The sequence below is a fragment of the Micromonospora sp. NPDC051925 genome (assembly GCF_044548625.1).
Classification (GTDB): Bacteria; Actinomycetota; Actinomycetes; order Mycobacteriales; family Micromonosporaceae; genus Micromonospora.
On the sequence record NZ_JBIUCH010000014.1, the window covers coordinates 202,416 to 228,331 of the forward strand.

The 25,916-nt window shown below is 68.0% G+C and carries 21 protein-coding genes, 3 pseudogenes and 1 CRISPR repeat array; of the genes and pseudogenes, 6 read left to right on the plus strand and 18 right to left on the minus strand.

What is annotated here, in order from left to right; all coding sequences use genetic code 11:
- Positions 1–95: 95 nt before the first annotated feature.
- The 11 genes from ACIG87_RS20600 to ACIG87_RS20650 form a co-directional block, all read right to left on the minus strand.
- Entirely contained in the window at positions 96–974 is an 879-nt protein-coding gene (locus tag ACIG87_RS20600; protein ID WP_396852361.1) for a hypothetical protein, read from the minus strand.
- 34 nt (positions 975–1,008) lie between these two features.
- Positions 1,009–1,863, minus strand: coding sequence for a class I SAM-dependent methyltransferase (locus ACIG87_RS20605; protein ID WP_396852363.1), 855 nt, complete (start codon positions 1,861–1,863; stop codon positions 1,009–1,011).
- Positions 1,860–2,918, minus strand: coding sequence for a hypothetical protein (locus tag ACIG87_RS20610; protein ID WP_396852364.1), 1,059 nt, complete (start codon positions 2,916–2,918; stop codon positions 1,860–1,862). The genes ACIG87_RS20605 and ACIG87_RS20610 overlap by 4 nt, the downstream gene beginning before the upstream one ends.
- 5 nt (positions 2,919–2,923) lie before the next feature.
- Positions 2,924–3,634, minus strand: a complete 711-nt coding sequence (locus tag ACIG87_RS20615) for an ABC transporter ATP-binding protein (RefSeq protein WP_396852366.1) — start codon at positions 3,632–3,634, stop codon at positions 2,924–2,926.
- Positions 3,618–4,418 (minus strand): ABC transporter ATP-binding protein, encoded by an 801-nt coding sequence (locus ACIG87_RS20620; RefSeq protein WP_396852368.1) that lies wholly within the window; start codon positions 4,416–4,418, stop codon positions 3,618–3,620. Before ACIG87_RS20620 ends, ACIG87_RS20615 begins: the two co-directional genes overlap by 17 nt.
- Complete coding sequence (locus ACIG87_RS20625; protein ID WP_396852370.1) at positions 4,415–5,449, minus strand: branched-chain amino acid ABC transporter permease; 1,035 nt, start codon at positions 5,447–5,449, stop codon at positions 4,415–4,417. The genes ACIG87_RS20620 and ACIG87_RS20625 overlap by 4 nt, the downstream gene beginning before the upstream one ends.
- Positions 5,446–6,306 (minus strand): branched-chain amino acid ABC transporter permease, encoded by an 861-nt coding sequence (locus ACIG87_RS20630; protein ID WP_396852372.1) that lies wholly within the window; start codon positions 6,304–6,306, stop codon positions 5,446–5,448. Before ACIG87_RS20630 ends, ACIG87_RS20625 begins: the two co-directional genes overlap by 4 nt.
- Before the next feature lie 33 nt (positions 6,307–6,339).
- Complete coding sequence (locus tag ACIG87_RS20635) at positions 6,340–7,554, minus strand: ABC transporter substrate-binding protein (protein ID WP_396852373.1); 1,215 nt, start codon at positions 7,552–7,554, stop codon at positions 6,340–6,342.
- Positions 7,555–7,585: 31 nt separating this feature from the next.
- Positions 7,586–8,122, minus strand: coding sequence for a GTP-binding protein (locus tag ACIG87_RS20640; protein WP_396852406.1), 537 nt, complete (start codon positions 8,120–8,122; stop codon positions 7,586–7,588).
- Between the two features lie 62 nt (positions 8,123–8,184).
- A complete protein-coding gene (locus tag ACIG87_RS20645) occupies positions 8,185–8,586 on the minus strand; it encodes a roadblock/LC7 domain-containing protein (protein WP_396852375.1) in 402 nt (133 codons plus the stop codon).
- Positions 8,586–10,865: a nitrate- and nitrite sensing domain-containing protein gene (locus tag ACIG87_RS20650; RefSeq protein WP_396852376.1), complete on the minus strand. Its 2,280-nt coding sequence runs from the start codon at positions 10,863–10,865 to the stop codon at positions 8,586–8,588. The genes ACIG87_RS20645 and ACIG87_RS20650 overlap by 1 nt, the downstream gene beginning before the upstream one ends.
- Before the next feature lie 687 nt (positions 10,866–11,552).
- Here ACIG87_RS20650 and ACIG87_RS20655 point away from each other — a divergent pair.
- Together ACIG87_RS20655 and ACIG87_RS20660 are read left to right on the plus strand one after the other, a co-directional pair.
- Positions 11,553–12,893 carry a hypothetical protein gene (locus ACIG87_RS20655; protein WP_396852378.1) on the plus strand — a complete coding sequence of 447 codons (1,341 nt, stop codon included), beginning with the start codon at positions 11,553–11,555 and terminating at the stop codon, positions 12,891–12,893.
- Complete coding sequence (locus ACIG87_RS20660) at positions 12,890–13,453, plus strand: flavoprotein (protein WP_396852379.1); 564 nt, start codon at positions 12,890–12,892, stop codon at positions 13,451–13,453. Before ACIG87_RS20655 ends, ACIG87_RS20660 begins: the two co-directional genes overlap by 4 nt.
- Positions 13,454–13,624: 171 nt before the next feature.
- Here ACIG87_RS20660 and ACIG87_RS20665 read toward each other — a convergent pair whose 3' ends face one another.
- Positions 13,625–14,353, minus strand: coding sequence for a nitrate- and nitrite sensing domain-containing protein (locus ACIG87_RS20665; protein ID WP_396852381.1), 729 nt, complete (start codon positions 14,351–14,353; stop codon positions 13,625–13,627).
- 326 nt (positions 14,354–14,679) lie between these two features.
- Between ACIG87_RS20665 and ACIG87_RS20670 the strand changes: the two genes are divergently transcribed.
- Both ACIG87_RS20670 and ACIG87_RS20675 read left to right on the plus strand, forming a co-directional pair.
- The gene (locus ACIG87_RS20670) at positions 14,680–15,897 is read left to right on the plus strand and encodes a multiprotein-bridging factor 1 family protein (RefSeq protein WP_396852382.1); all 1,218 of its coding nucleotides are present in this window, start codon (positions 14,680–14,682) and stop codon (positions 15,895–15,897) included.
- Positions 15,898–15,972: 75 nt separating this feature from the next.
- Positions 15,973–16,533, plus strand: a complete 561-nt coding sequence (locus ACIG87_RS20675; RefSeq protein ID WP_396852383.1) for a GNAT family N-acetyltransferase — start codon at positions 15,973–15,975, stop codon at positions 16,531–16,533.
- 32 nt (positions 16,534–16,565) lie between these two features.
- On the opposite strand, the pseudogene ACIG87_RS20680 reads toward ACIG87_RS20675, so the two are convergent.
- From ACIG87_RS20680 to ACIG87_RS20700, 5 genes and pseudogenes are all read right to left on the minus strand, one after another.
- Positions 16,566–17,162, minus strand: a pseudogene (locus ACIG87_RS20680) (nitrate- and nitrite sensing domain-containing protein); the annotation flags it as partial.
- A 1,081-nt stretch (positions 17,163–18,243) separates the two neighbouring features.
- A complete protein-coding gene (locus tag ACIG87_RS20685; RefSeq protein WP_396852384.1) occupies positions 18,244–18,912 on the minus strand; it encodes a 2'-5' RNA ligase family protein in 669 nt (222 codons plus the stop codon).
- A complete protein-coding gene (locus tag ACIG87_RS20690; protein WP_396852408.1) occupies positions 18,909–19,838 on the minus strand; it encodes a hypothetical protein in 930 nt (309 codons plus the stop codon). The genes ACIG87_RS20685 and ACIG87_RS20690 overlap by 4 nt, the downstream gene beginning before the upstream one ends.
- 267 nt (positions 19,839–20,105) lie before the next feature.
- A pseudogene (locus ACIG87_RS20695) lies at positions 20,106–20,390 on the minus strand (helix-turn-helix domain-containing protein); the annotation flags it as partial.
- Positions 20,391–20,471: 81 nt separating this feature from the next.
- Positions 20,472–21,417: direct repeats of the CRISPR family, unit length 28 nt; unit sequence GGATCACCCCCGCATGCGCGGGGAGCAG.
- A gap of 102 nt (positions 21,418–21,519) precedes the next feature.
- The gene (locus tag ACIG87_RS20700; protein ID WP_396852386.1) at positions 21,520–22,395 is read right to left on the minus strand and encodes a nitrate- and nitrite sensing domain-containing protein; all 876 of its coding nucleotides are present in this window, start codon (positions 22,393–22,395) and stop codon (positions 21,520–21,522) included.
- A 444-nt stretch (positions 22,396–22,839) separates the two neighbouring features.
- On the opposite strand from ACIG87_RS20700, the gene ACIG87_RS20705 reads away from it, so the two are divergent.
- The gene (locus tag ACIG87_RS20705; protein ID WP_396852387.1) at positions 22,840–24,207 is read left to right on the plus strand and encodes a helix-turn-helix domain-containing protein; all 1,368 of its coding nucleotides are present in this window, start codon (positions 22,840–22,842) and stop codon (positions 24,205–24,207) included.
- A gap of 15 nt (positions 24,208–24,222) precedes the next feature.
- Positions 24,223–25,161 (plus strand): phosphotransferase, encoded by a 939-nt coding sequence (locus ACIG87_RS20710; RefSeq protein ID WP_396852388.1) that lies wholly within the window; start codon positions 24,223–24,225, stop codon positions 25,159–25,161.
- Positions 25,162–25,176: 15 nt separating this feature from the next.
- On the opposite strand, the pseudogene ACIG87_RS20715 reads toward ACIG87_RS20710, so the two are convergent.
- Positions 25,177–25,827 (minus strand): annotated as a pseudogene (locus ACIG87_RS20715) (transposase family protein); the annotation flags it as partial.
- Positions 25,828–25,916: the final 89 nt, after the last annotated feature.

Consider the following 25,916-nt stretch of genomic DNA (forward strand, 5'->3'; position numbering starts at 1 on the left):
GACAGTTATCGGGTCGCAGCGGTATTGACGACCAGTCGCAGGAGAGCTGACCGGCGGCATTCCGGCAGGCGGGTGGTGTGACCCCTGGACAGGGCTCAGCTGGCCCCGTGGTCCTTCCAGGGGCCCCGTGCTTCACCGTCGGGATCGGGCATCACGGCGCACCAACGGGTGAGCGCCGAGTCGGGGAGCATCAACGAGTAGCCGTGACTTGTCACTTCATCGAGGCTGTCCACGCCGGGATAGGAGCGGGAACTCAGTTCGCCAGGCTGAAGGGGCGCTGGGAAGGCGGTGAAGTCGTCGTCCAGGTCTCCCCCCTTGAGCCGCAGATCCGGGTTGACGACGACGCAGACGAGGGACCTGGGTCGGATGGAGCCGGCTACCTGGGTGGCGTTTTCCGGTGTCACCCTGAACCATGTGTTGCCGTGGGCGCCGTGTGCCCAACGTTCGCACAGCAGCGTCAGTTCCTCCGTCGCCGCTGTGACCTGGATCCCGTTCCAGAACTCCTGGTCGGCGACGGCCCGCGACTGCCGGAACTCGTCCGGTGGTTCCGGTCGTACCCGACGCCACTGCGCCCGGAGGTGTCTCCCGGCGAGGTCAGGCAGGTTGCGGGCGGTCTCCTGCGGCATGGACAGGTGCATGGCGCCGTCCCACCCGGCTTCGGCTCGAAGCCCTTCGGCGTTCGACAACCGGCAGTAGGGGCCACGGCCGTCGACCATGCCGACGATGAGGTCGATCGCTTTCTCCGGGTCTACCTGCACGCCGTTGCGCAGGTACGAGTAGCGGTCGGGAAGGGGCTGGCTCACCAGCAACTCGTCGATCTCCAGGGACTCGACCCTGTTCGCCGCAATGACCTGCCCGAGAGCGTCCCTGAGGTGGGTGACGAAGACACCCCACCCCGGCGCGTCGGAAAGCCCGCTCTGCACGGCCTCGTCGCGGGGACTCAGTACCAACTCGACGGTCACTTCGTCACCCACTTGCGCCTCAGCAGGTCGCCGATCGACGGCATGTTCAGGTCGTGGGTGCCGTCGCGGGCCGAGTCCCTGGTCGTCTGGAAGGGATTGCGGGAGAGCGTGGTGGGGTGGGGTCGGGTTTCTGGGCGTGGGTGGTGGCGAACTGGTAGCTGGAGACGACGACGTACGGGTCGGCCATCAGTTCGGTGAACCGGGCGAGGTCTGTGGTGGTGAGGCCGGTGTCGATGAGTTGGTCGTGGAGTTGGTGGGCGTTGTTGGCGTAGAGGGCGCAGCCGGGTCCGCCGCCGGTCCAGGTGTCGGTGTGGCTGTGGGCTTGGACGTGGTTCATGCCGGCGGCGAGGAGCAGGGCTGGGGTGGTGTCGCCCCAGTGCAGGTCGACGCCGTGGTGGGCGAGGGTGTCGAGGATGGTGTGTACGACGCGGGTGATGAGGGTGGTGTCGGGTTCGGTGGGGGCGCGGTGGACGACGATTCGGGAGTAGACGATCTCTCCGAGGAGTAGCCATCCGCCGGGGCACAGCAGGTCGGTCAGTTGCTGGAGGAGGTCGGTGCGGTTCGGTAGGTGTTCGAGTAGGCAGCGGGCGGTGATGATGTCGTAGCCGCCGCCGGTGGTGGGGATGGGTTCGGTGCGTAGGTCCCGCTGGTAGACGTCGACGACGTTGGTGGGGTGGAGCAGTTGGGTGTCGATGTCGACGGCGGTGACGTTCCCGTCGGGTCCGACGAGGGTGGCGAGGTGGCGGGTGATGGAGCCGGCGCCGGCGCCGAGTTCGAGTGCTCGCATGCCGGGTTTCACCCCGATGCGGGCGAGTCCTCGGATGGTGTGGGGGTCGAGGACGTCCTGGAGGGGGTGGAGTTGGTGGGGGCTGTTGCGGAATTGGTAGTCGCGGCTGGTCATCGTGGGCTCGCTTCCGTGGGTAGGCAGGGCTGGGCGGTGGGGACGATCCACCGGCTGCGGGGGCGTGGTGTCTGCTGTGCCGGGCGGGCCGTCGCGTGACTGTTGGTGGTGGGTGGTTCCCACCAGCGGCGGGCGGTGCGGGTGTGGGTGTGCAGGAGCAGGTAGTCGTTGACCTGCCAGCCGGTGGGGGTGAGGGTGGCGTGTTCGTAGGCCAGCACGGTGCCGGTGGTGGGGTGCAGGATCAGCAGCCGCCGTTGGGACTGGTCGGTGCTGGTGGTGGCGACACCGATCCCGGCCCTGCCGGCCCGGTCGGCTACGCGTGGATAGGTGGTCAGGTCTGGGGTGTCGGCCAGGGTGGTGAGGGCAAGGGCTCGGCCGGGACGGCGGGGGCTGTGCCAGGTGGAGAGCACGGCCAGCCCGATCAGGGCAGCCTCTGCCTCCTCGGACGAGCCCGGAGCGGAGGCGATGTGCCACTGGAGGTGGGTGGTGTCGCTGAACGCGTCGGCCAGCTGTGGGTCGAACGGGTCGAGCGCTGTCCAGTGGTCGCGGACCGTGTCCACCCCTGTGGGGGGATGTTGCGTGGTCAGTGCCGCGCCGTAGCCGTTGTGGTCGTACCAGCGGATGATGTCCCGCACTTCGAGGCCGCTGGTCGGGTTTCGGTGCCACCGTCGGTGGTGGACCAGGTCGAACCGGCCGTTGACCCGGTCGCAGGGATCGGGTGTGAGGTGGGAGGCCAGGTCACGCAGCAGGGGCCGGGCCGCACGCGGATACGCCAGGACCGTGGCCGGTATCCCCTGCGCCGCGATGGAGGCCAGGTCGGCACGGGAGGCGAGAGATGGTGTGCCGCAGCCGCTCGTGGGCGACAGGCGGACGGTCGTCCTCGAGGCGGCCCGGACGGGGGCGGGGAGCGTGGCGGTCAGCAGCGCGGCGGCGGTGAGCCCGCCCGCGACCGCACGAGTCAGGGGGGTGCTGCGGCTGCCGTGCCCCGGATGGTGTCTGGGGTGAGCGGCGTGGTGGGTGGTCGCGGGCGTGGCGGGCCGGGAATGGGTGTGCATGGGGCCTACTTCGGGTGTGCGGGGGTGAGGGTGAGGTGGTCGCGGAGCAGCACGTCGGCCTGCCCGTCGTGGGGGTCGAGTGGGTCGCTGAGCCGGCCGGCGGTCAGAACGTGGACGCGGTCGGCGAGCGCGGTGGCGGCGTGGGCGTGCGGGAGGGCGACGAGCACGGTGACGCCGCGGGTGGGAAGGTCCCGTAGCGCGGTGGTGACGTGGCCGGTGAGGTGGGGGGCGAGTCCTTCGGTGGGTTCGTCGGCCAGGAGGAGTTGGGGGTGGGTGCGTAGGGCGCGGGCGATCGTGAGCATCTGCTGCTCACCGCCGGAGAGCTGGTGGCCGTGGTGCCGCAGTCGGGTTGCCAGTGGCGGGAACAGATCGAGCAGCTCCTCGACGCTGAAGCCGGCACCTCTGACCGGGCGGGTGACGGTGAGGTGTTCGGCGACGGTCAGCGACGGCCACAGTCGTCGGCCCTGTGGGGCGAGCGCGATGCCGGCACGGGCGGCCCGGTGGGGGCGGATGCCGGTGATGTCGCGTCCGTCGAGCAGCACGGTGCCGTGGGTGGGGTGGAGGTGTCCGGCGAGGGTGTGCAGCAGGGTGGTCTTCCCTGCGCCGTTGGGTCCGACGATCGCGTAGACGCCGGGGGTGGGCAGGTCGAACGACACCGACCGCAGGACCGGGGTGTCGGGGTGGTGGCCGGCGGTCAGGTCACGGGCGTGCAGCATGGCCAGCCTCCGTGGTGCCGAGGTAGAGGGCGCGCACGGTGGGGTCGGCGCGGACGTGGTCGGCGGGGCCGTCGGCGTGGCGGCGGCCGTGGTGGAGCACGGTGATCCAGTCGGCGAGGGCGGCGACGACGTCCATGTGGTGCTCGACGAGCACGACCGCCATCCATCCGGGCAGGTTGCCGAGGACGTCGAGAAGCCGGGCGAGGTCGGTGTCGGTGAGACCGGCGGCGGGTTCGTCGAGGAGCAGCACCCGGGGTTGTCCGGCCAGGGTGACCGCGAGGTCGAGCATCCGGCGGTGCCCGTGCGGCAGGGTGGTCGCCGGATCGTCGGCCTGGTTGGTGAGGCCGATCAGTTCGAGGAGTTCCAGGGGGGTGTGTTCGGGGCTGTGGCGGTGGTGCCAGCCGCCCATGCGTACGCAGTCCAGGACGGTCAGGTCGGGGTAGACGGTGGGGTGTTGGAAGGTGCGGCCGATACCGGCCAGTGCCCGCCACGCGGAGCCCCGGCGGGTGATGGTGTGTCCGTGGTAGGTGATGGTGCCGGTCTGGGTGCGGGTGGTTCCGGCGAGGAGGTGGAGCAGGGTGGACTTGCCGGCCCCGTTCGGGCCGATCACCGCGTGCCGGTCGCCCGGTGCCACGACGAAGGAGTCCAGATCCAGGACGGTCAGCCGTTGGTAGTCGTGGCGCAGGCCGGTGGCGACCAGACCGGTGCCGTGGGCGCGGTCGATGTCGGCGGGATCCCGCTGGGAGCAGATGTAGTCGACGGCATCGACGTGGGTGGCTTTCACGCGGACCTCCGGGGAGCAGATGGCAGCAGGTCGGGCGGGGCGACCGCCCGGACCCGCCGTACCCCGTTGCGGAGGCGGGCGGGGACGGCGGTCAGGCCGCCGGGCAGCAGGTAGACCGTGGCGACGAACAGGGTGCCGAGGAGCAGCGGGGCGTGGCCGGGCCAGTCGGCGGCGACCACGTCCCGCACGACCAGGAGGATCAGCGTCGCGGCGGCGGCCCCGGGCAGGGACCGGGTGCCGCCGATGACGACGGCGAGTAGGGCCAGGGCGGCGGTGCCGAAGCCGACGTCGGCGGGGGTGATCCACCGGTGGGTGTGGATGAGCAGCGCCCCGGCGGTCCCGGCGAGCGCCCCCGCACCGGTGTGCACCATCCACAGCCAGACGGCGACCGGGTGACCGCTCGCGGCGGCCCGGACCTCGTTGCCTTGTATGGCGGTCAGGAGCAGGCGGTGTCGGCGCAGCACCATCACCGCGCCGACCGTCGCGGCGACAGTGACGGCGGTGGCGTAGAGCAGCACCGGCCGGTCGGCGGTCAACGCTGGTGTGCCGGGCAGCAACTGTGGGGCGGGGATGCCGGCGAGGCCGTCGGTGCCGCCACTGACCGTCCGCCACCGGGCGGCGGTGACAGTGGTCAGTTCCGCCACCGCGAGGCTGAGCATCAACACCACCGTGCCCCGACAGCGCACCAGGACCACACCGAGCAGCCCCGCGGTGACCGCCCCGACCACCGCAGCGACGACCAGCTGCACGGGGGCGAGGGTGTGGCCGGCCAGGGCGAGACGGGCGGTGGTGTAGGCGCCGGCGGCGTAGGGGGCGACCTGCCCGAGGGTCGGCAACCCGGCCCACCCGGTGACCATGGCGACGCTGACCGCCAGCAGCGCCAGGGGCAGCATCCGGGCGACGGTCGCGTACCCGTAGCCCTGCGGTGCCACCGCGACGATCGCCACACCCAGCGGGACCAGCCAGGGTGCCACCTGCCGCAGGCCGCCCCACGCACGGGGCAGCGGGAGGTGGGTCGGGCGGGCGTTCATCCGCGCACCTCCGGCAAGGGCGTACGGCGGGTGAGCAGCACCAGGACCATCGCGCCGAGCAGCAGGTACGGGGCCAGGGCGGGCATGGTGACCACGCCGACGGTCTGGACCACGCCGACGCCGATCGCGGCGATCACCGCGCCGGGCACCGAGCCGAGCCCACCGCAAACCACGATGACCAACGACAGCAGCAGCGTCGTCTGTGCGGTCCCGGGCCCGACACCCAGGATCGGCGTGCACAGCGCCCCCGCCAGACCGGCGAGCGCACCGGACGCGACCAGGACCACGGCGTCGACCACCCGGGGGTCCACGCCGATGCCGGCGACCATGTGCCGGTCGTCGACGGTGGCCCGGACGAGCCGCCCGGCACGGGTGCGGTGCAGCACCCCGTACCCGATGGTGGCGATGAGCACGGCGGCGGCGAGGGCCGCCACCCGGTCGGCCGGATACCGGTGCCCGGCGACCGTCAACGTGGTCTCCAGGACGGCGGGCACCCGGGGACGCCGGATGTCCGCGCCGAAGACGGTGGTGAGCAGGTCCGCCCCGATGAGCGCGACACCGAAGGTGAGTAGTGCCTGGTCGAGGTGGCCTCGGCCCCGCAGTCCAGCGGTCGCGGCGGCGAGCACACCACCGCCGACCGCCCCGACTGCCGTGGCGAGGGTGACTGCGGCGGCGAGGCTGGCCCAACTGCCGGTGCTGGTGGTGGCGGCGACGTACCCGCCAGCGGCCAGGAGGGTGCCGTGGGCGAGGTTGAGCACCCCGCCCGCGCCGAAAGCCAGGGTCAGTCCGGCGGCGGCGATCGCCAGCATCAGCCCGTAGGCGACGCCGTCGAGGCCGGGGATCAGGTAGGTGTCCATACGGACCGCACCCCCTTCCAGGAGTCGATGGGCTCAGGTGGCGGGCAGGGTGGTGAGGTCCTGCACCAGCACGTTGGACAGCACCGGCCCGTCGGCCCTGACCTCCCGCAGATACCAGCGCTGCACCGGCCGGTGCTCCCCCGGCTCGAACTGCCAGTCCCCGCGCGGGCTGGTGACCCGCCCGACCTTCCCGATCGCCTCGTTGAGCTTCGGGCCGGTCACCTCCCCGGCCACCCCGGCGAGGGCGCGGTCGAGGACGGCGGCGGCGTCGTAGGAGGCCATCGCGAAGGTGGTCGGTGGGCTGGAATTGCCGGCGGCGGACCAGGCGGCGATGAACGCCTGGTTGGCGGCATTCGACAGGGTCGGGCTGTAGTTCAGGACGTTACGGATGCCGGTGGCCGCCGACCCCTGCGCGGCGAGCACCGACCCCTCGGTCAGGAACCCCGCCGCGTAGAGCGGCACGTCCTTCAGGTCGGACTGGGCGTACTGCTTGACGAACCCGACCGCCGCCGCCCCCGCGTAGAACGTGTACACAGCCTTCGGTTTCGTCGAGGCGGCCTTGTTCAGATAGGGCAGGAAGTTCTCCGTCGCCGGGAACGGCGTGAACAGCGCCTTCCCATCGGGGTTGGCCAACTTCCCACCGAGGCGGGTGAACGTCTCGGTAAACCCGCGCAACTCGTCCCAACCACCCTGGTAATCCGGGCCGATCGCATACACCGCACCGTCCCCGACCTGGGACTTGACGTGCTCGGCGATCGCGATGCCCGGCTCGTCGGAGTTGTAGGAGGTGTGCCACGTGAAGGTCAGATCCCGGGGCTTGCCGCCCTCCGAGGTAAACGCCGGCCGGGCGTTCGCCCCCAACAGAGGAACCTTCCGCTCGGTGGTGAGACCCTGCACCTTGTCGACGGTCGCCCCGCCGACGAGGCCGGTCAGGGCGACCACCCGGTCGCGTTCGAGGAGCTTCTGCGCGGCCGGAACGGCGGTGGCCGGGCCGTCGCCCTCGTCTCCTACCACCAAGTCGACCTTCCGGCCGCCGAGTCGGCCACCGTGGGAGTCGAGGTAGAGGCGGAAGCCGGCCTGCATGTCCTGCCCAACGGTGGCGTAGGTGCCCGACAGCGACACCAACAAGCCGATGCGGACAGCGTCCGGGTCGTCGGTGGTGCTGGTGCACGCGGCGGCGGCCAGCAGGGCGGCGGTGGCGGTCACCGAGGCGAGTCCGCGTCGCAGCCGGGTACGGAAACGGGTCATCGTGGTGCTCCTTCGCAGGATGGGCGGCAGGTCAGGACGGGAAGACCGGCGCGGGCGGCCGGGCGCGGGCGAGGACGTGCTCGACGAGGGTGATGAGCAGCCGGCGGACGCTGTCACGGTCCCGGGCGTCGATGTCGACGATCGGCACGTCCGGCCCGAGGGTCAGGGCATCCCGGATGGCCGAGAGCGGGTAGGTATGGGCGTCGGTGAAGTCGTTGACGGCCACCACGAACGGCAGCCGGGCGTGTTCGACGTAGTCGACGTGCCGGAACGAGTCGGCCAGCCGGCGAGTGTCGACCAGCACCACCGACCCGGCCGCGCCCCGGACGATGGCATCCCACATGAACCAGAACCGCTCCTGACCCGGCGTGCCATAGACATAGACGGTCACCCCGTTGACGTCCAGGCGACCGAAGTCCATCGCCACCGTCGTCGTGGTCTTCGCTGGCGCATGCGAGACGTCCTCGGCAGCGGCGTCCGACATGCGAACCTCAGTGGTCACCGGCGCGATGTCCGACACCGCACCGACCAGCGTCGTCTTGCCCACCCCGAACGGACCAGTCAACACGATCTTCACCCCCTGCGGCCCCGCCACCGCAGGGGCAGGCCGGGTGAGGATGGGTGCGAGTGTCATCGGCGTCCCGCCCCGACCAGGGCCGTGCCGAACCCGGGGGTGAGCTGGTCACCAACCTGGTCGGCGAACCGGTGCAACTCCTCGGTCACGAACGCCAGGTCCGCCTCCCGGATGACCAGGGTCAGCAACGACGCCCCACCGCTGAGCGCGGTCAACAGCAGGTAACCATCGGCCAGATCGACGATGGTGCCCTGCACCCCACCCGCGCCGAAGTCCCGGGCCGCCCCGTTGAGCAGACTGCGCAACCCGGCGGCCACCGCCGCGAGCCGCTCGGCGGCAGCCCGGTTGAGACCCTCGGTGCGGGCCAACAACAACCCGTCGACGGACACCGCCACCGCCTGACTGACCCCCGGCACCCGGGTCAGGTTGTTCGACAGCAGATAACTCAGATCACTCATCACTGGCCTTCCTTCGGCTGGGGAAATCGGTGGCCCAGGCCCCGCTGGTACGCCCGCGCGGTGCCCGCCAACCCGTCCGGGCGGCGTCCCGGCGGCCCGACGGACACCGGCGGCGGGGCGAAGGGGGTACGCATCGGCTGCCGCTTCGGCAGCCCGTTCACGGTCGTCGCGGCACCGCCGCAGGGGGCCGGCCCGGCGGGAGGGAGATGCACGGTGGCACCCTCGACGAACCACGGCGACACGGGCGACTGCCGGGTCGTCTCCTCGTAGACCGGGGTCGACTGCCGATCCAGCGGCGGGCGGGGGGCCGGGATCAGCGGCAGCGCCTGCGTCGGAGCGTCCACGCCATGGTCGTGCGGGCGGCGGGCCGGCAACGCCGGCACCACCGGCGGCGGTGGTGCGGCGATCAGGACCGCGCTGGTGGGGATCTCCACCACCGCGACCGTCCCCTGCGGTTGGCCTGCCACCAGCCGCACCCGCAGCCCGTGTACGGCGGCCAGCATCGCCACCGTCGCCACACCCTGCCGGCGAATGTGCTCCACGGCGATCATCGGAGCCGGCGCGGCCAGCTCCGCGTTCAACCGGGCCATCAGATCGGGGGCGATGCCCGCACCGGTGTCGATGACCTGCACGACCACCCGGTCACCGAGCAGATGCCCACTGATGACCGTCTCACCGGGGCTGTAACGGGTGGCGTTGTCCAGCAGCGACGCCAGCAGATGCACCAGGTCGTCGATCAACGCCGGTGGCACCGACACCCGCCCGTCGACCGACCCCACCACCACCCGCCGGTACTCCCGAATCCGGCTCAACGCCGCCTGCGCCACCGTCACCAACGCCACCGGCTCCGCATGCACCGAACCGAGGGCACGACCCGACAACACCAACAGACTCTGCGTCGCGTGCAGCAACTGCGCGGCCAGGTTGTCCACCGCGAACAACGTCGCCAACGTCCTCTCGTCGGCCTCGTCGCGTTCCGCCCGGTCCAACTCCCGCATCAGCAGGTGCGCCATCCCCTGACACCGCCGCCCCACCGCCTCCACCGCACCCGCCGCCACCAACCGCTGCCGAGCCAGGTCGGCGGCCGTCTCGTACACGGTCAGGGCGAGCGCGTCGAACGCGGCGGTGACCTCATCGATCTCGTCCCGGCCACGGCCGGACGGGGCGAGCACGGGCGGAGCCGCCGGCATCGCCGACCGGTCACCCGGATCAGCGGCGGAGACCCGCCGCACCAGGTCGGGCAGATCCCGCGACGCCACCCGGGTCACCGCGTCACGGACCCGCCGCAACCGCCGCGCCAACGCCCGCCCCTGCCACACCGTCAACACACTCGCCACGGTCACCAACGTGAGCGCCGCCCCGGTCAACACGGCTGTCGTCGTCCACTGCGCGGCCCGCCGCCGGGCCACCTCGGCGGCGATGTCGGCGTCGACCCGGGTCTGCACACCGTGCAGCCGGTCCCGCCGCTGCACGGTGGCCCGTACCCAGTCGGCGGCGTCGACCCGCAACCGTGACCCCACCCGTGCCCGGGAAACCTCGTCGTCGAATCGCTGGGCGGCGAGCACGCCCGGCCCGGTCAACGCCTGGTCCAACCACGACCGCCACCGACCCGACGCCCCGTCGGCAACCGTCAGCAACGCTTCCTCGTAACCGGCACGGGCGGCGGCAAGCTCCCGCTGCGCCGCCTGGGTCACCACCACGCCATCGCCGGCCAGGACCGTGGTCTGCTGGACACCCGCGTACTCCGACGCCCGCGACAACGCTGCCGCCACCCGAAGCTGCTCGGCGATCTGCGCGTCCGCGCCACCGACCTGTCCCACGGCCTCCCGCACCGCCAACCCCTGCGAGACCGCCACCCGATACCGCACCAACACCGTCGACAACGACACCGACCGGCCCCGCACCTGATCCCGCAACGCCGACAACTGCCCGAGTTGCCCATCGAAGGCCGCGAACAACCGGCCCGCCTCGACATCCCCGGCACCGAACCGGCCACGCCGCTGCCGATAGTCGGCGACCACCCGATCCGTACGACTGACCTGCGCCAACAGCGGGTCGACGCTGGCGGACGAACCCGCGAGGAACTGCGCCGCGACCAGGCGCTCCCGGCTCAGCTCGTCGACCACCTCACCCGACACCGCCGATACCGCCACCAGCGCCTGAAGCCGATCAGCAGCACGCGCCCGCTGACCCGTCGACGCCACCCCCCACGCCGCAAACAGCACGGTCGCCACCAGCGGCACCACCACCAACAACGCAAGCCGCCTGACAACAGGCACAGCAGTCCTCTCCAATCGTCATGGGAAGCGATTCCGTCTTCAGTCGAATCAGGGACACGTTGAGGCGAACTAACACCGGCCCCAGGATTCCCCGCGAACCGTCGCGCCGTCTCGACCGAGGCCGCCGCAATCACCTTGCGGTGATACGGGTACAAGTCGAACCGCCGGCACCACCGACCCAGCACCAACAGCCCGGCCCGACGACCAGCAGGATCACCCCTACCGGCACTCCGCGACCGTCGAGAAGAACACCGGCGTGATTCGCTCCGAAAGGAACTGCGCGCTCGACTCCTCCATAAACGATCAGAAACGCTCATCCGCCCGCCCATAGCCAGAAAGAGCGAAAGTCATCAAATTCCGAAAGTCATCCGTAGGGCCGGCTATTCCTCGAACGAACACCTAGAGATCAAGCCCGTGCTAATAGCGGGAGATGTACTCGGTCATACCGCTGCGTCGGGTCGCGTTCCGGCCTGTCACCGCTCGACACACCCATCCGAAGCTCCCTGCCGTGGGATTGCCGCTGACTTGCCGGTGAACCCTGGAAAGGCGGTGTACCGGCACACCCAGACTGGCGCGAGCGGCGCGTGGACGGAATGTCCTGCCGGTGCACTGCCGGTGCACCGGCAGTCACCCCATGTGCCGCTACGATCACCAGGCAGGGAACGGTCCCTATCGGGAGGACATGCGATGGCTCCGATCACGACCTGGACAGGCCGGGACGCCACCGCCTTGCGCCAGGCGTCGCGGATGAGCGTCACCGCCTTCGCCGAGCACCTGGGCGCGGCTCGCCGGACGGTGGCCAAGTGGAGCAGCCAGGGTGACAACGTCATCCCCCGAGCCGATATGCAGGCCGCGCTGGACACCGTGCTGACACGAACCACACCCGACATACGTGAACGCTTCGCGGCCCTGCGGGCGATGGGCACCAACGGTGCAGCCGCGAGCACCACGCGGCCGCACACCGGCCCGGATGCCGATACTGGAGAGGACAGCCACCACAGCTCGGCCTTGGATGGTGACGTGCAACGGCGAGACTTCCTGCGCAGCGCTGCGGTCAGCGCCGCCGGTGCACCCGGCGTCGCACCACTACTCGACGCGCTCGTCTCGCCCCGGCCGCAACCGCCCGCGACGGTGTTGTCCGTGCAGCAGCTCTCCCGCAAGGTGGGCGCCGTCAAACGCGACTACCAGGCCTGCCGATACGAACGTGTCCTCGACCAACTCGTCACGTTGCTACCCGCCCTCGAACCCGCCAGGGCCGGCGCGGAACGCGAGCGTCAGACGCAGGTCAACGTCCTGGCTGCCGAGCTGTACCACGTCGTCGGCAGCGTTCTGCTCAAGCTGGGCGACCGTGGGATGGCCCTGGTCGCGGCCGAGCGGAGCACCCGCGCCGCCGCGACGAGTCAGGACTCGGTGGCCGTCGCCGCGAGCGCACGGATCATGACCCACGCCCTGATGAGCAACAACCACGACGAGCAGGCGGTGACCCTCGCCGCAGACGCCGCCGGCGTACTCGACCGGGACACCCGCCTCGCGTCGACCGACGCGGTCGCCGTGTACGGCGCACTCGTCCTGCGCGGGGCCGTCGCCGCAGCCCGCCGCGACGACCGGGACACCGCACACGCCATGCTCGACGAGGCGACCCGCGCCGCCACCCGACTCGGCTACGACGGCAACGACCGGTGGACCGGCTTCGGTGCCACCAACGTCCTGCTGCATCGGGTCAACATCGCACTCACCCTCGGCGACGCCGGCACCGCCATCACCATCGCCCGTACCGTCCCCCCGGACAGAGTGACCCTCGCCGAACGCAAAGCCACGCTGCACATCGACGTGGCCCGCGCTTACACCCAGTGGGGACGCCACGAACAGGGCCTCAACGCCCTACGCACCGCGTACGAGGTGGCACCCGAAGAGATCCGCTGCCGCCCAGCAGTCCACCGCCTCGCCAACGACCTCGCCCACCTCACCACGGGCCCGGTACGCGCAGCCGTCGTCGATTTCACCCAGACCGCCGGAATCCCCCTATGACCGTAGGGCACCTTCAGATCGTCGTCTGCGCCGCTGGCCCTGCCCCCGACGTCACCACCCTGATCAACACCGCACACCAGCAGTCCTGGACCACAGTGGTCACCGCCACACCCAACGCGACCAGCTTCATCGACATACCGGCCATCGAAAAGCTGACTGGCACTCCAGTGCGATCCGACTACCGGGCATCCCCGGGCGTTCGCCGCTCGCTACCCACTACCGATGCACTGGTCATCGCGCCCGCGACCTACAACTCGATCAACAAGATCGCCCTCGGCCTGGCCGACAACTACGCCATGACCACCATCGCCGAACTCATCGGACGACACGTACCCACCGTCATCGTCCCTTTCGTCAATACCGCCCTCGCCACACGACTCCCCTTCCGTCACGCCGTGACCAGCCTCCGCGACGAAGGAGTACGCATCCTGTTCGGTCCCGAAGAAGGCTGGGAACCACACCCGCCGGGCAGTGGCAACGACCGGCGGCTCTCATTCCCCTGGGCAACGGCGTTCACAACAGCAGCCAGCCGCGACTACAAAGCACCCATGCGGGAATAACCACCACCAGTGGGAGAAGTGATGTGGGCACCAGGGACATAAAGCGCTCAGCTTCCGCCGGCCGCTCTTGACGTCCACTAATTCTGCTTGGTGCCTGTATGTAGCCTCCGACGAAACTTGTCTACACCAGTTTCGGGACCGAATGCGCGGGGAACATTGGGAGCCCGAGCGCTACCCCGGCGCGGTGCCGGGATCACCCCCGCATGCGCGGGGAGCAGACCGGACGCTGTGGCTACTGCCGTTCGCCACCGTCAGCAACGCTTCCTCGTAACCGGCACGGGCGGCGGCAAGCTCCCGCTGCGCCGCCTGCGTCAACACCACGCCATCGCCGGCCAGGACCGTGGTCTGCTGGACACCCGCGTACTCCGACGCCCGCGACAACGCCGCCGCCACCCGCAACTGCTCCGCGATCTGCGCGTCCGCGCCACCGACCTGTCCCACGGCCTCCCGCACCGCCAACCCCTGCGAGACCGCCACCCGATACCGCACCAACACCGTCGACAACGACACCGACCGACCCCGCACCTGATCCCGCAACGCCGACAACTGCCCGAGCTGCCCATCGAAGGCCGCGAACAACCGCCCGGCCTCGACATCACCGGCACTGAACCGGCCACGCCGCTGCCGGTACTCGGCGACCACCCGATCCGTACGACTGACCTGCGCCAACAGCGGGTCGACGCTGGCGGACGCGCCCGCGAGGAACTGCGCCGCCACCAGACGCTCCCGGCTCAACTCGTCGACCACCTCACCCGACACCGCCGACACCACCACCAGCGCCTGAAGCCGATCAGCACCACGCGCCCGCTGACCAGTCGACCCCACCCCCCACGCCGCAAACAGGACGGTCGCCACCAGCGGCACCACCACCAACAACGCAAGCCGCCTGACAACAGGCACAGCAGTCCTCTCCAATCGTCATGGGAAGCGATCCGTCGAAAATTCCAGCCGCCTCTGGGTCCAATTCAGGAAAGCGTCAGGCCAAGTAATTCCTGGTTGCACATCTCGATGTGCTCTCGGCATATACAGGTGCGCTGCATCTTGAAACCTCGAAACGATCCCATGTTTGCTGGTTACTACAAGATGGAGTATCTCGTCGACTCCAGCGGAGCCCGCCGAAACTCTCGTTGACGTCGTGTTGACCGAACCAGCATGATGGTCGAAAGGGATCATCGGCAGGCGTGCAGTGTGTGCACACCTGGCTGCACACACCATCGGGAGGCAGAGTGGAGTCCTTCGGGCAGACGCTCAGGCGGCATCGGACGTCAGCAGGCTTATCCCTGAGAGACCTAGCTGTCCTTGTGAATTTTCAGTACAGCCACATCTCTCAGGTCGAACGCGGAGGCCGGCGTCCCACCAGGACGATGGCGGAAGCATGTGAACGTGCCTTGCATTCTGGAGGAGCGCTAACCGAAGCCTTCCTACGTGAACAGGTGGGAGATAGGGACATGCGTAGACGAACCGTCCTCCAAGCTATGGGTGCCTTGGCGGCCACGTCCACCGCTGATGGCCTTGTCGGCTTGGAAGCAATACGTCATGGGCTCGGTGCCGCTGTCGATGTCGATCACGACGAGTGGGACAGCATCGTTGCCGCCTACGGGCGCTGCTACTACCAACAATCACACGACCAGATCATGTCGCAGTTGGGCCGGGACATGATGGTCTTGCAGCATCAAGTTGCCGCCGATCGTGGAGACCGCCGTCCGGTTCTCCTACAGGCCGCCGGACGGCTGTCAGTCATGATTGCGCTCGGCCTAGTGTCCTCCGGGCAGGGGTTGGCGGCCCGTCGCTGGTGGCAAACCGCACGCCGTGTTGCGGACGAATCTGCCGACTCGGATACGAAGGTGCTGGTGAGAGCATGGGACGTAGTTAATGGGTGCTACGACGGTCGCCCAGCTGATGAGGTGGTGACGCTGTCCGACGAGGTGCTTCCACTGGTGGAAGGAAAAGCAACCGCCGCCACATGTGGGCTGCTGGCTGGGCGGGCACAAGCTCTTTCGCTCACTGGACGACACGGGGAGGCGATCAGCACAGTAGAGCAACTCGCGAGACTGGCGGAGCAGCTACCGGATGAGGTAGCCAACAACGTCGAGAGCTTGTGGGGGTGGCCCGAACATCGTCTGCGGCATACCGAGTCGTGGGTGTACACCCACGCGGGCAAGTACCGGAGGGCAGCCCAGGCCCAGGATCGAGCACTCAACCTTTACCCCCTCTCGCAGAGGCGGCTTCGCACACAGGTTCAGTTACATCGGGCGGCAGCATTGATTCGTGACGGGCATGTACCTGAAGGGTTGAGGCTGGCGGCTGATCTATTGGATGGCCTTCCGGTTGACCAACACAATGAGCTGGTCCGCAGCGTTACTAAACAGGTTGCCTTGTCAGTTCCTGAAGGTGAGAAAAGTCAATCAGCGTATGGTGATCTGGTCGATCGATTGCGCTCGTAGTTGATAGAAACTTGAGAGCGGTTGTGCAGATACCCGCAGCCTGTCGTGATCGGTCCTTACCCGTAACATCCGGTCATGCTTGTCTACACCGCCGCTGTTGGCTCCTCGGCCGAGCGCTTCTTCACGGCTCTCGTCGACCTGTACGCCGTCGTGTATGCCGAGCTGCCCTATCGGGAGGGTCCGGAGCAGGTGGCGGGGTTCCGCGAGAGTCTTCCTGGCGAGGCTGGCCGGCGCGGCTTCGGGATGATCGCTGCTGAGGACGAGGGGCTGTTGGTCGGCGCAACCTATGGCTGGACCATGTCGGCCGGCACCTGGTGGTCGCGTAGTGATCAGGAGCCACCGTCGGAGATCCGCGAGGTGGACAAGTTCGCGGTGTTGGAATGGATGGTGCATCCACATTGGAGAGGAGTCGGGATCGGCGCTGAGCTGTTGCGCCGCCTGCTGTCCCACCGGCCGGAGCGATACGCGACCCTCGCAGCCAACCCCGCCTCGAACGCGCGGCGGATCTACCGACGGACAGGTTGGCGGCAGGTCGCCACGTCCACGCTGCCATGGGGGCCGCCCATGGATCTGCTCGTCACCCCCATGCCGGCGACCGGCGAGCCGTCCGCCACCGTCAGCAACGCTTCCTCGTAACCGGCACGGGCGGCGGCAAGCTCCCGCTGCGCCGCCTGCGTCACCACCACACGGCTACCGGCGAGGACCGTGGTCTGCTGGACACCCGCGTACTCCGACGCCCGCGACAACGCTGCCGCCACCCGCAACTGCTCCGCGATCTGCGCGTCCGCGCCACCGACCTGTCCCACGGCCTCCCGTACGGCCAACCCCTGCGAGACCGCCACCCGGTATCGCACCAACACCGTCGTCAACGACACCGACCGGCCCCGCACCTGATCCCGCAACGCCGACAACTGCCCGAGTTGCCCATCGAAGGCCGCGAACAACCGGCCCGCCTCGACATCCCCGGCACCGAACCGGCCACGCCGCTGCCGATAGTCGGCGACCACCCGATCCGTACGACTGACCTGCGCCAACAGCGGGTCGACGCTGGCGGACGAACCCGCGAGGAACTGCGCCGCCACCAGACGCTCCCGGCTCAACTCGTCGACCACCTCACCCGACACCGCCGATACCGCCACCAGCGCCTGAAGCCGATCAGCAGCACGCGCCCGCTGACCCGTCGACGCCACCCCCCACGCCGCAAACAGCACGGTCGCCACCAGCGGCACCACCACCAACAACGCAAGCCGCCTGACAACAGGCACAACGAATCCTCTCCGGCCGTCCTGGCCGCGTCCACGTTTCCAGCGGGATCAGGCGTGCGCCTTACCGAGGAAATGCAAATTGGCTAATCAGTTGGGGGGCGATACGAGTTCGATCGCCGCTCTCTGAGCCGGTAGCAGCGTCCTTTGTGGGTCGGGTAGCCCGCAGAGAAGAGCCGTTAAACGGTTCGGTCGGCTTGCGGGGAAACGGAATCCGAGACATCGATTCGTCGTGGCGCTGCCGGCAAATGTTCATCACCCGATCGGAGGTGGCGACTGATCGGCAATGCCGTCGAGACCACCTGCCGGATCGACCACCAACCATTCCGCGATCTGGCGATCCCGTGGGTCACCGCGATAGCTCGGCGAAGGCCACCGTTGCCAACAGCGGGATCAGCAGCAGGTGGGCAAGGCTCTGAGCAACAGGCACGACAGTCTCCTCCGGTGATTCAGCGATTGGCGCAGTCATCCTCCGCGAGACTTCTTCGCACCACATCACTGTCGTGCTGCGGCTTCATCATCTGCGGAGATGGGACGACTAAAGGCGATTGCTGTCGGTGTCGGTAAGTACCCTTGCGCAGGTCTGACAATTGGACGACAATCTTGCCCACCCTTGATTCGGCAAGCTTCGGAAGTGGGTGCGCGGGAGATTGTCGCCTGTGTCGGCAGGCTATCGAAGGTGAATGTCACTGCTTCCGGCATCCAGGGCAATCGGCAGGTACGACGCCTGGGTTCGAGGAGGCTCTCGCGAGAATTAGCCCCGATCGGCGAATAGGTCTCGCATCTGACCGACGGGCTGATCCGTCCGCGCGGAAGGGTGCAGCTTGGAGACGCCGAGGGAGGTCGATGGTGGGCGGCGGCACTTGCGCGGCGGCGCACAGGCGAGCTTCGTCGCCCCGCAGCTCCGTCGTCCACCTTCGCGGCGTTGCTGAGTGGCGATGGTTATCCGAGGACGAAAGGCGAGCGCAAGCGGGGTTCGCGCTCGGCGCTTACCCGCCACTCATCCCTTGCCCCGGGCTGCGGGATGGGGACTCTCTTTCATTGGACTGAGAGCCCTCGCTGGAAGCAGCCTACTGCTGGTGGATTAGATGCCGCTGAGTGGTGCAGTGGCGACCGTCGTCCATCGGTAGGTGTGGTTGTCGCGGCGTAGGGCGATCAGCGACATCTCGTTGAGCGTCACCCTGGCCGGAGATCGGTCGCGGAGCTTGGCCAGTTTAGAACGGATCGGTTCGGTTGGTGAGGGTGAGCCGCTGTAGGCGATGGTGACGTGCGGCCGGAAACCGTCTGCGGATTCGGGAACAGCAGGCCAGACCGTGCCTATGGCGGTGCGGAGGGCGGTACGGAGATGCTCCACGCGGTGCCACGGCCGAACGAGTAGACCGACTCCTTCGGCGTCCGGGTCGACGGGGCCCAACGTCAGCTCCAGTGGCGGCAGGATGGAGCAGCGTCGTCGCGCTTCGTGGACGATCGCACGAACATCGACGTCGGTGACTTCATCGGTGAAGCCGATGCCCTGCATGGTCAGGTGTAAGCCGTTGAGCGGGACCAGGTCCAGTCCGGGTAAGACCAGATGCTGCTGAAGGTCGGTGACGAGATGGTGGAGTTCGGGTTGGTGTTCGAACGTCAGGTGCCACGTGTAGAACTGGCGGTCGGCTCGCCATCCAGGGCGCCAGTACCAGTGGTTGGTGAGCCTGGGTAGATCCAGGTAGGCCGTCCAGCGTTGGTCCAAGCTGGCGAGTTCCTGACTGCTCATGGCAGCGATGGTAAGTCGGACGGCGTTGCAGCACCTATCTGCGTGCGGTCGGCGAGTAGCTCCGCAACGTGTCGCAACTGCGGGCGGTGGGTGTACTCCCGGGAAGCAGTGAGGAACTGCCTGGCGCGTTGGTGTACCGATTCGAAACGCTGCTCCGCCGTGAGGGTCAGCGCTTCCACCGCTAGGCCGGCTGCATGGTCAGGGTCGAGATTCGGATGCTGTAGGTGTGCAGTGGCCAGGTCGAGGCGGCTGAGTGCCTGTGGTCCGGCCAGCCCAGCGGCGTCGAATGCGGTGATGGCGGTCGTGAGGTGGTTGGTGACGCCTGCGGTACGACCAAGGGCCAGGTAGGCGGTTGCTGCGTTGGCCGCCGTCCTGGCATGGCAGTACGGGCCGAGAGTAAGGCTCTCGCTGACCGGTGGGCCGCTTGGGTAGTCAGACAGCATCGTGAATGCGTGATCGACAGCCTGGTCGACGCCGCGTTGATCACCGAGTCGGGCGAGGGCGCGGGCTTGACCGTTGATCGTGAGGCGGATGCGATGTGGGCTGGTGCCAGAGCGGCGTAGGCCGTCCTGGGCGTAGGCCAGCGCGTCGTGGTAATCACCGATGTAGTAGGCGATCAGGCTCTGGGTCGCCCGTGCCCATGCTTGAACGTCGGATTGCTGCGCGGCATCGGCAAGGTCAAATGCCTCAGCCGCGTATGCCTGCGCGACCTTGAACGCGCCGAGATCCAGGGTGAGGGCACCGAGTAGACCGGAAAGGTAAGCGGCAGCGGTGTAGAGCCGTGCACGTTGGGGTGGATGCTGACTTCCTGCCATGAGCTGATCCACATAGACGCGTAGCGGCTTGATCCGCGCCAGGAGGACCACAGGGGTGAGTCGCTCGTTGTCGGCGATCGCGTGACGGACTTCTTCCTCCAGGTACGCCAAGCGGACATCGTCGATGGAAGACCTCAACGACAACCGGCGGGCCTCTATGCTGTCCTCCCCCTCCCATAGGGCAGCGCCAGCAGCTACGACGTTGGAGCTAGCTCCGGCGTCCACGTCAGGCCTCGGTAGCGACGTTGTACGCATCCCTTGGATAGCTGATGAGCGGTGATGCTGACGAATCAGTGCAGTGATTTTGTCGTACTCCGTGGCGAGCACGCCCCCGGTTTGCAGGACTTCGTCGCAGCGCGTCCAGAACGTTCGGTCGGGGCGTTGGTGGCCGGTCTCAGTGTTGGCCACGGAGCTGCGCCCGTACCGCACGAGCCGGGCAAAGTCATGCTGAGTGTGACCGGCGGCCTTACGCATCTGAGCGAGTCGATGACCGAGTACGCGTTGAGCGGCCCTGATCTCATCGCTGACAACCATCGCTGTTGGCCCCCGATCTTCTTGCAAGCGGCGATGCGTGCAGAGACGGTACTTGCCGCCTACGACCAGCCTCACTCCGAGCGACGTCCTCGACGTGCGACTGACGATCGCCCAACACCGTCGTGTCATTGTCCAGCTTGGTGCGGCTCAATGGTTGGTTACCTTGTCAGAACTTTGTCGGAACCGTTGTCAGCACCTGCCGACATATCCGGTGATTCTGGCGGAGGGCGGGGAGCAGGACCACCTGCGGTCGGCGCTGCTGTCCGAGGTGGGATCACCCCCCCCCGGCATGCGCGGGGAGCAAGGCGAGGGCCGGCGGGCCCATGACGCCCTCGGGATCACCCCCACATGCGCGGGGAGCAGCGTGACGTCGTCCACGACGCGCTCGTACAGCGGGGATCACCCCCGCATGCGCGGGGAGCAGTAGCTCAGAGTCCGACCAGCCACGCCCTGCCTGGGATCACCCCCGCATGCGCGGGGAGCAGGGGTACAGGAGTCCCCCCGGCCGACGCTGCCCCGGATCACCCCCGCATGCGCGGGGAGCAGATCCGTTCGCCCAACTTCCGCAGCCGGGCCCGCGGATCACCCCCGCATGCGCGGGGAGCAGGGTGTCGGCGGGCCGGCGGAGGTCACCACCCGGGGATCACCCCCGCATGCGCGGGGAGCAGTCCGGCCGGGCGACGAACACCCCGTCGCGCCAGGGATCACCCCCGCATGCGCGGGGAGCAGGAGCTGGCCGTTGAGGCACAGCTCGACGGTGCGGGATCACCCCCGCATGCGCGGGGAGCAGTGCTGCATGTACTGCTCGACCAGCTTGTTCATCGGATCACCCCCGCATGCGCGGGGAGCAGGCCGTGCTGAACTCCAGGCGGCCCAGATAGCAGGGATCACCCCCGCATGCGCGGGGAGCAGATACGCTCTTTCAACGTCTGTCCTCGTGTCTCGGGATCACCCCCGCATGCGCGGGGAGCAGTTCTCCTCGACCTCGGTCTGTAGCTCGACCTTGGGATCACCCCCGCATGCGCGGGGAGCAGTTCGTCATGCCGAGGCAGACGCGGCCCTTGACGGGATCACCCCCGCATGCGCGGGGAGCAGGGTCGGGGCATGTAGGAGGGCCGCCAGCCGGTGGGATCACCCCCGCATGCGCGGGGAGCAGGCTTCTTGACCTGCGGCGTTATAGATCAACTACGTCGTTTTCCTTCACTTTGCCGACAGCCCTTCCATGTCGCGAGTCCTGCTACCACTACTGGTTGCTGACTCACGGAGAATGGTAGCTACCCGCGAGCGCCGCCCCGGTCAACACGGCTGTCGTCGCCCACTGCGCGGCCCGCCGCCGGGCCACCTCGGCGGCGATGTCGGCGTCCACCCGGGTCTGCACACCATGCAGCCGGTCCCGCCGTTCCCCCGTGGCCCGCACCCAGGCGGTGGTGTCGACCCGCAACCGTGACCCCACCCGTGCCCGGGAAACCTCGTCGTCGAATCGCTGGGCGGCGAGCACACTCGGCCCGGTCAACGCCTGGTCCAGCCACGACCGCCACCGCCCCGACGACCGGTCCGCCACCGTCAGCAACGCTTCCTCGTAACCGGCACGGGCGGCGGCAAGCTCCCGCTGCGCCGCCTGGGTCACCACCACGCCATCGCCGGCCAGGACCGTGGTCTGCTGGACACCCGCGTACTCCGACGCCCGCGACAACGCTGCCGCCACCCGAAGCTGCTCGGCGATCTGCGCGTCCGCGCCACCGACCTGTCCCACGGCCTCCCGCACCGCCAACCCCTGCGAGACCGCCACCCGATACCGCACCAACACCGTCGACAACGACACCGACCGACCCCGCACCTGATCCCGCAACGCCGACAACTGCCCGAGCTGCCCATCGAAGGCCGCGAACAACCGCCCGGCCTCGACATCACCGGCACTGAACCGGCCACGCCGCTGCCGGTAGTCGGCGACCACCCGATCCGTACGAGCGACCTGCGCCAACAGCGGGTCGGTGCTGCCCGACGCACCCGCGAGGAACCGCGCCGCGACCAGGCGCTCCCGGCTCAGCTCGTCAACCACCTCACCCGACATCGCCGACACCGCCACCAGTGCCTGTAGCCGGTCAGCACCACGGGCCTGCTGACCAGTCGACACCACTCCCCACGCCGCGAACAGCACGGTCGCGGTCAGCGGAAGTGCCAGCAGAAATGTGAGCCTTCGAGCAACAGGCACAGCAGACCCCTACACGTATTGGAGTTCGGTTCAACTGTTCGGGCTTGGCAATGCCGGCCCAAGCCCCAGCTGACCGACGAACGCAAGGCCGGGTCAGTACGAGGGAAGCCACCGCGTACGCGATGCGTGCGCTCTTCCCCGGCTGCGATGGCCAGCCAAAGACAGATCAGTGCGATCGAGCTTGGAATCACCTCGACGATCGCAAACCGAGCCGGTGGCAGGAACCCGTGTGGCGAGTCAGATCGGCACGGATAGCTTGGGTAGCCAGGAGGACTAGCGCGACTAGTCAGCTTGCCTATCGGCCCACCCAGAGTCGCTGGACTTCAGTTATGGTGATTGCACTGCCTAGGCGCTGATGGAGCTGGTGTGAACGTAGATCGCCTTTCGCGGACGGTGCGGCCCGATCCAACGTGGTGGAACGAGCCGGCGATGCGTGATGCGCTTGCCCGTCGAGATGTTGGACAGATCTTCATGCTCTTGAACCGGCGCCACGGCATGACGCAGCGACGTATTGCGGAGCTGACGGGATTCGCTGCATCGGAGGTCTACGAGATCACGCACGGCCGTCAAGTCATGGCCTATGACGTCCTTGCGCGTATCGCAGAAGGGCTCGGTGTTCCTCGCGGGTTGATGGGCCTCGGGTACGAGTCAGTCGGGCGTCGGGATCATCCTCCTGAGCCGGATTCGCTCCGGGAGCCCGTCCAGCGCCAGCAGTTCATCGCCGCCTTGGCTGGCTTCGCAGTTGGCGGCACGCCCGATGTCCAGGGATGGCTGCCGCAGCCCGGGGAGTGGCTGGGTGCTGTACCTGCCACGGTGAACCCGGAGACCATAGCCACCGTTCGTGAGATAACCCAGCGCCATCGGCAGCTGGATGCCACGTATGGCGGCGGTTCATGCCGCGACTCTGCCTTGGGCTACCTCGTTTGGGCGCGCTGTCTGATCCGTGATGGGTGCTGCCCGGAGGAACTTTCATCTGCCATTCATGCGGAGTTGGCGAGTCTGCATAACCTGGTCGGGTGGATGTCCCACGATTTAGGCGAACATATGGAGGCACGCCGTCACCTCGCTCAGGGCCTTGTCTATTCGCAGAAAGCCGACAGTTTGACCCTGATGGCGGATTCCTACTACCGGCTTGGTCGCGTTAGCATCCATCAAGGAAATCCTGCTGAAGCTTTACACCTCTTTCAATTGGGGCAGATTGTGGCGGTGAACTCGAATTCACTGGCTTCGGTCGCTATTCTGCACGCAAATATCGCGTGGGCTCATGCGTTGATGGGGAATGTGGCAGCGATGCGCGACTCGCTTGCGCGAGCCCGAGACGAAATTGACAGGTCGGACGACATGCAGGTCCCTCAGTGGGCGAGGTTCTTCTTCCAGCCAGCTGATCTGGATGGCATGTCGGGAGTCGTTCACTCCGCGTTGGCTCGCTACTCCAAGTATCGGAAGGAACATGCCACCCTCGCCGTGAGTCACGCCGGTCGCGCCTTGGAGCGGCGAACCGAGCCTTCGCGCAGTGAGGCGTTCGATCACGTCACGATGGCGCTGGGGTACGCGCTTCTCGGCGAGGGGGCCAAGGTGGCACAGCATACCGAAGCGGTCCTGAGCGCAGCCCGACACGTTCGGTCCCGCCGCCTACTAGACCGACTGCGCGACGTCGCAGACATCATCGAGCCACCACGGAACAAGGAGTTGGCGGCAGTAGCGGCAGCCATTCGGGAGCATGCAGCAGCTTGACCTAACCTGGCAGGTATGTCGACCGACCTGACCGCTGAGGCCGCAGAGGAGATCCGGCGAGGGCTCGGTGCGATTCGCCGACGAACTGGGCTGGACTCGGGCGAGGCCCAGCTCATGCGATACACGATCAACGCGGTCTACAAGCTCGGCAACAGGGTGGTACGCCTCTCCCAGGGGAATGCTGCCCGGGAGCGGGCCGAGAAGGTCGTTCGTGGTATGGCGTTGCTCAGGCAGCATGAGGTGCCAGCGGTCGACCTGGACGATGCCTTCGTCCAGCCGGTGGTCGTCGACCAGTGGGTGGCCACGATCTGGCACTACCTTCCCCATGCAGAAGGCCGTCCGAAGGCGGTTGAACTGGCCGCACCGCTGGCACGTCTGCACGCCATCGCCGACAGCCCGCCCTACCTGCCGCAGTGGGCAACAATCACGACGGCCCGTCGCAGACTGGGTGGTCTCAGCACTCTTCCAGCCGACGATCTGCTGTTCACTGAGCAGTGGGTGTCCCGTGAAGTGGGGACGTCTCTCGATAGCCTCGTGGCGCTTCTCCTGAGCCGGTGTGACGACTTGGAGGGGCAGGTTGCGGCAGCTAGGTGGCAGCTGCCTGTAGGTGTCATACACGGCGATGCCCATGTGGGAAATCTGCTGGCTGGCCGGCTTTGTGACTTCGATTCCCTCGCAGTCGGCCCCCGGGAGTGGGATTTAGTACCACTGGTTCACAGTTTTGTTCGTTTTGGCGAGTCCATTGAGCCGTACAAGCAGTTCGCGGCAGCCTATGGGTTCGACCTCGCAAACTCGTCCTCCTGGCCGCTCCTTCGGGAGGTACGCGAGCTGCAACTTGTGACGAGCGTGCTGGACAAGCTCCCAGGTAGGCCCGAGGTAGCGCACACGTTGGGACATCGACTGCGCACCTATCTAGCTGGCGATCGCTCGGCGATCTGGCAACGCTATCGATGACACATTGAGCATTTTTCATCGTGCGTAGCGGTTGGCTTCGACGTGGTGCAGAGCGAGGATGGCCTGCACGATCGGGGTCGCTCGCTGTGGGCAGCAGCGCAGCTTGACCAGGATCTTCCAGGTCTTGAGAGTGGCGATCGCGCGTTCGCCGCGGGCGCGGATCTTCGCGTGGGCGCGGTTCACGGCCTTCTGTCGGCGTGACAGCTTCGGCCGGAAGCGGCGTCGCTTGAACGGTGTGCGCACGCTGCCGCGGGCTCCTTGGTAGCCCTTATCGGCGAAGGTCATCACATCCGCGCTGGTCAGCGCCTCTATGATGCCGTGGGTTCGGCCCGCGCTCAGGTCATGGGCCGAACCGGGCAGCGCCACTGAAGCCCAGACGAGCCGGCCAGCGGCATCGGCGATGACCTGCACGTTCACGCCGTGGCGCTTGTGTTTCCCGGAGTAGTACGTCTGCTGAACGGCGACCCGGTCGATCGGAATCAACGTGCCGTCCAGAATCGCGTACGCCAGTCGGCGGATCCGTTCCGTGGCGGTGGCCAGGTCATCGGCGGCCGTCGCGAGCAGGGTTATCGCTTCCTGGACGTAGCGCCAGGCGGTGGCGAAGCCGATCTCGAAGCCGGCCGCGAGTCGGATGTAGGTGTCGCCGTTGCGCAGATGGGCTAGTACTCCAACGTCACTTGGCTTCGGCGTTGGGCGTGGCGTGGGCGTGAAGACGGCCACCGCGTTGATCATCGATGGTTTGTGAGGACAACCGA

What these genes read in the sequence shown, in the direction of transcription:
- ACIG87_RS20605 (WP_396852363.1), bottom strand. Translation starts at nt 1,863, where the DNA reads ATGACCAGCCGCGACTACCAATTCCGCAACAGCCCCCACCAACTCCAC.
- ACIG87_RS20610 (WP_396852364.1), bottom strand. Translation starts at nt 2,918, where the DNA reads ATGCACACCCATTCCCGGCCCGCCACGCCCGCGACCACCCACCACGCC.
- ACIG87_RS20615 (WP_396852366.1), bottom strand. Translation starts at nt 3,634, where the DNA reads ATGCTGCACGCCCGTGACCTGACCGCCGGCCACCACCCCGACACCCCG.
- ACIG87_RS20625 (WP_396852370.1), bottom strand. Translation starts at nt 5,449, where the DNA reads ATGAACGCCCGCCCGACCCACCTCCCGCTGCCCCGTGCGTGGGGCGGC.
- ACIG87_RS20630 (WP_396852372.1), bottom strand. Translation starts at nt 6,306, where the DNA reads ATGGACACCTACCTGATCCCCGGCCTCGACGGCGTCGCCTACGGGCTG.
- ACIG87_RS20635 (WP_396852373.1), bottom strand. Translation starts at nt 7,554, where the DNA reads ATGACCCGTTTCCGTACCCGGCTGCGACGCGGACTCGCCTCGGTGACC.
- ACIG87_RS20645 (WP_396852375.1), bottom strand. Translation starts at nt 8,586, where the DNA reads ATGAGTGATCTGAGTTATCTGCTGTCGAACAACCTGACCCGGGTGCCG.
- ACIG87_RS20655 (WP_396852378.1), top strand. Translation starts at nt 11,553, where the DNA reads ATGGCTCCGATCACGACCTGGACAGGCCGGGACGCCACCGCCTTGCGC.
- ACIG87_RS20660 (WP_396852379.1), top strand. Translation starts at nt 12,890, where the DNA reads ATGACCGTAGGGCACCTTCAGATCGTCGTCTGCGCCGCTGGCCCTGCC.
- ACIG87_RS20675 (WP_396852383.1), top strand. Translation starts at nt 15,973, where the DNA reads ATGCTTGTCTACACCGCCGCTGTTGGCTCCTCGGCCGAGCGCTTCTTC.
- ACIG87_RS20685 (WP_396852384.1), bottom strand. Translation starts at nt 18,912, where the DNA reads ATGAGCAGTCAGGAACTCGCCAGCTTGGACCAACGCTGGACGGCCTAC.
- ACIG87_RS20710 (WP_396852388.1), top strand. Translation starts at nt 24,223, where the DNA reads ATGTCGACCGACCTGACCGCTGAGGCCGCAGAGGAGATCCGGCGAGGG.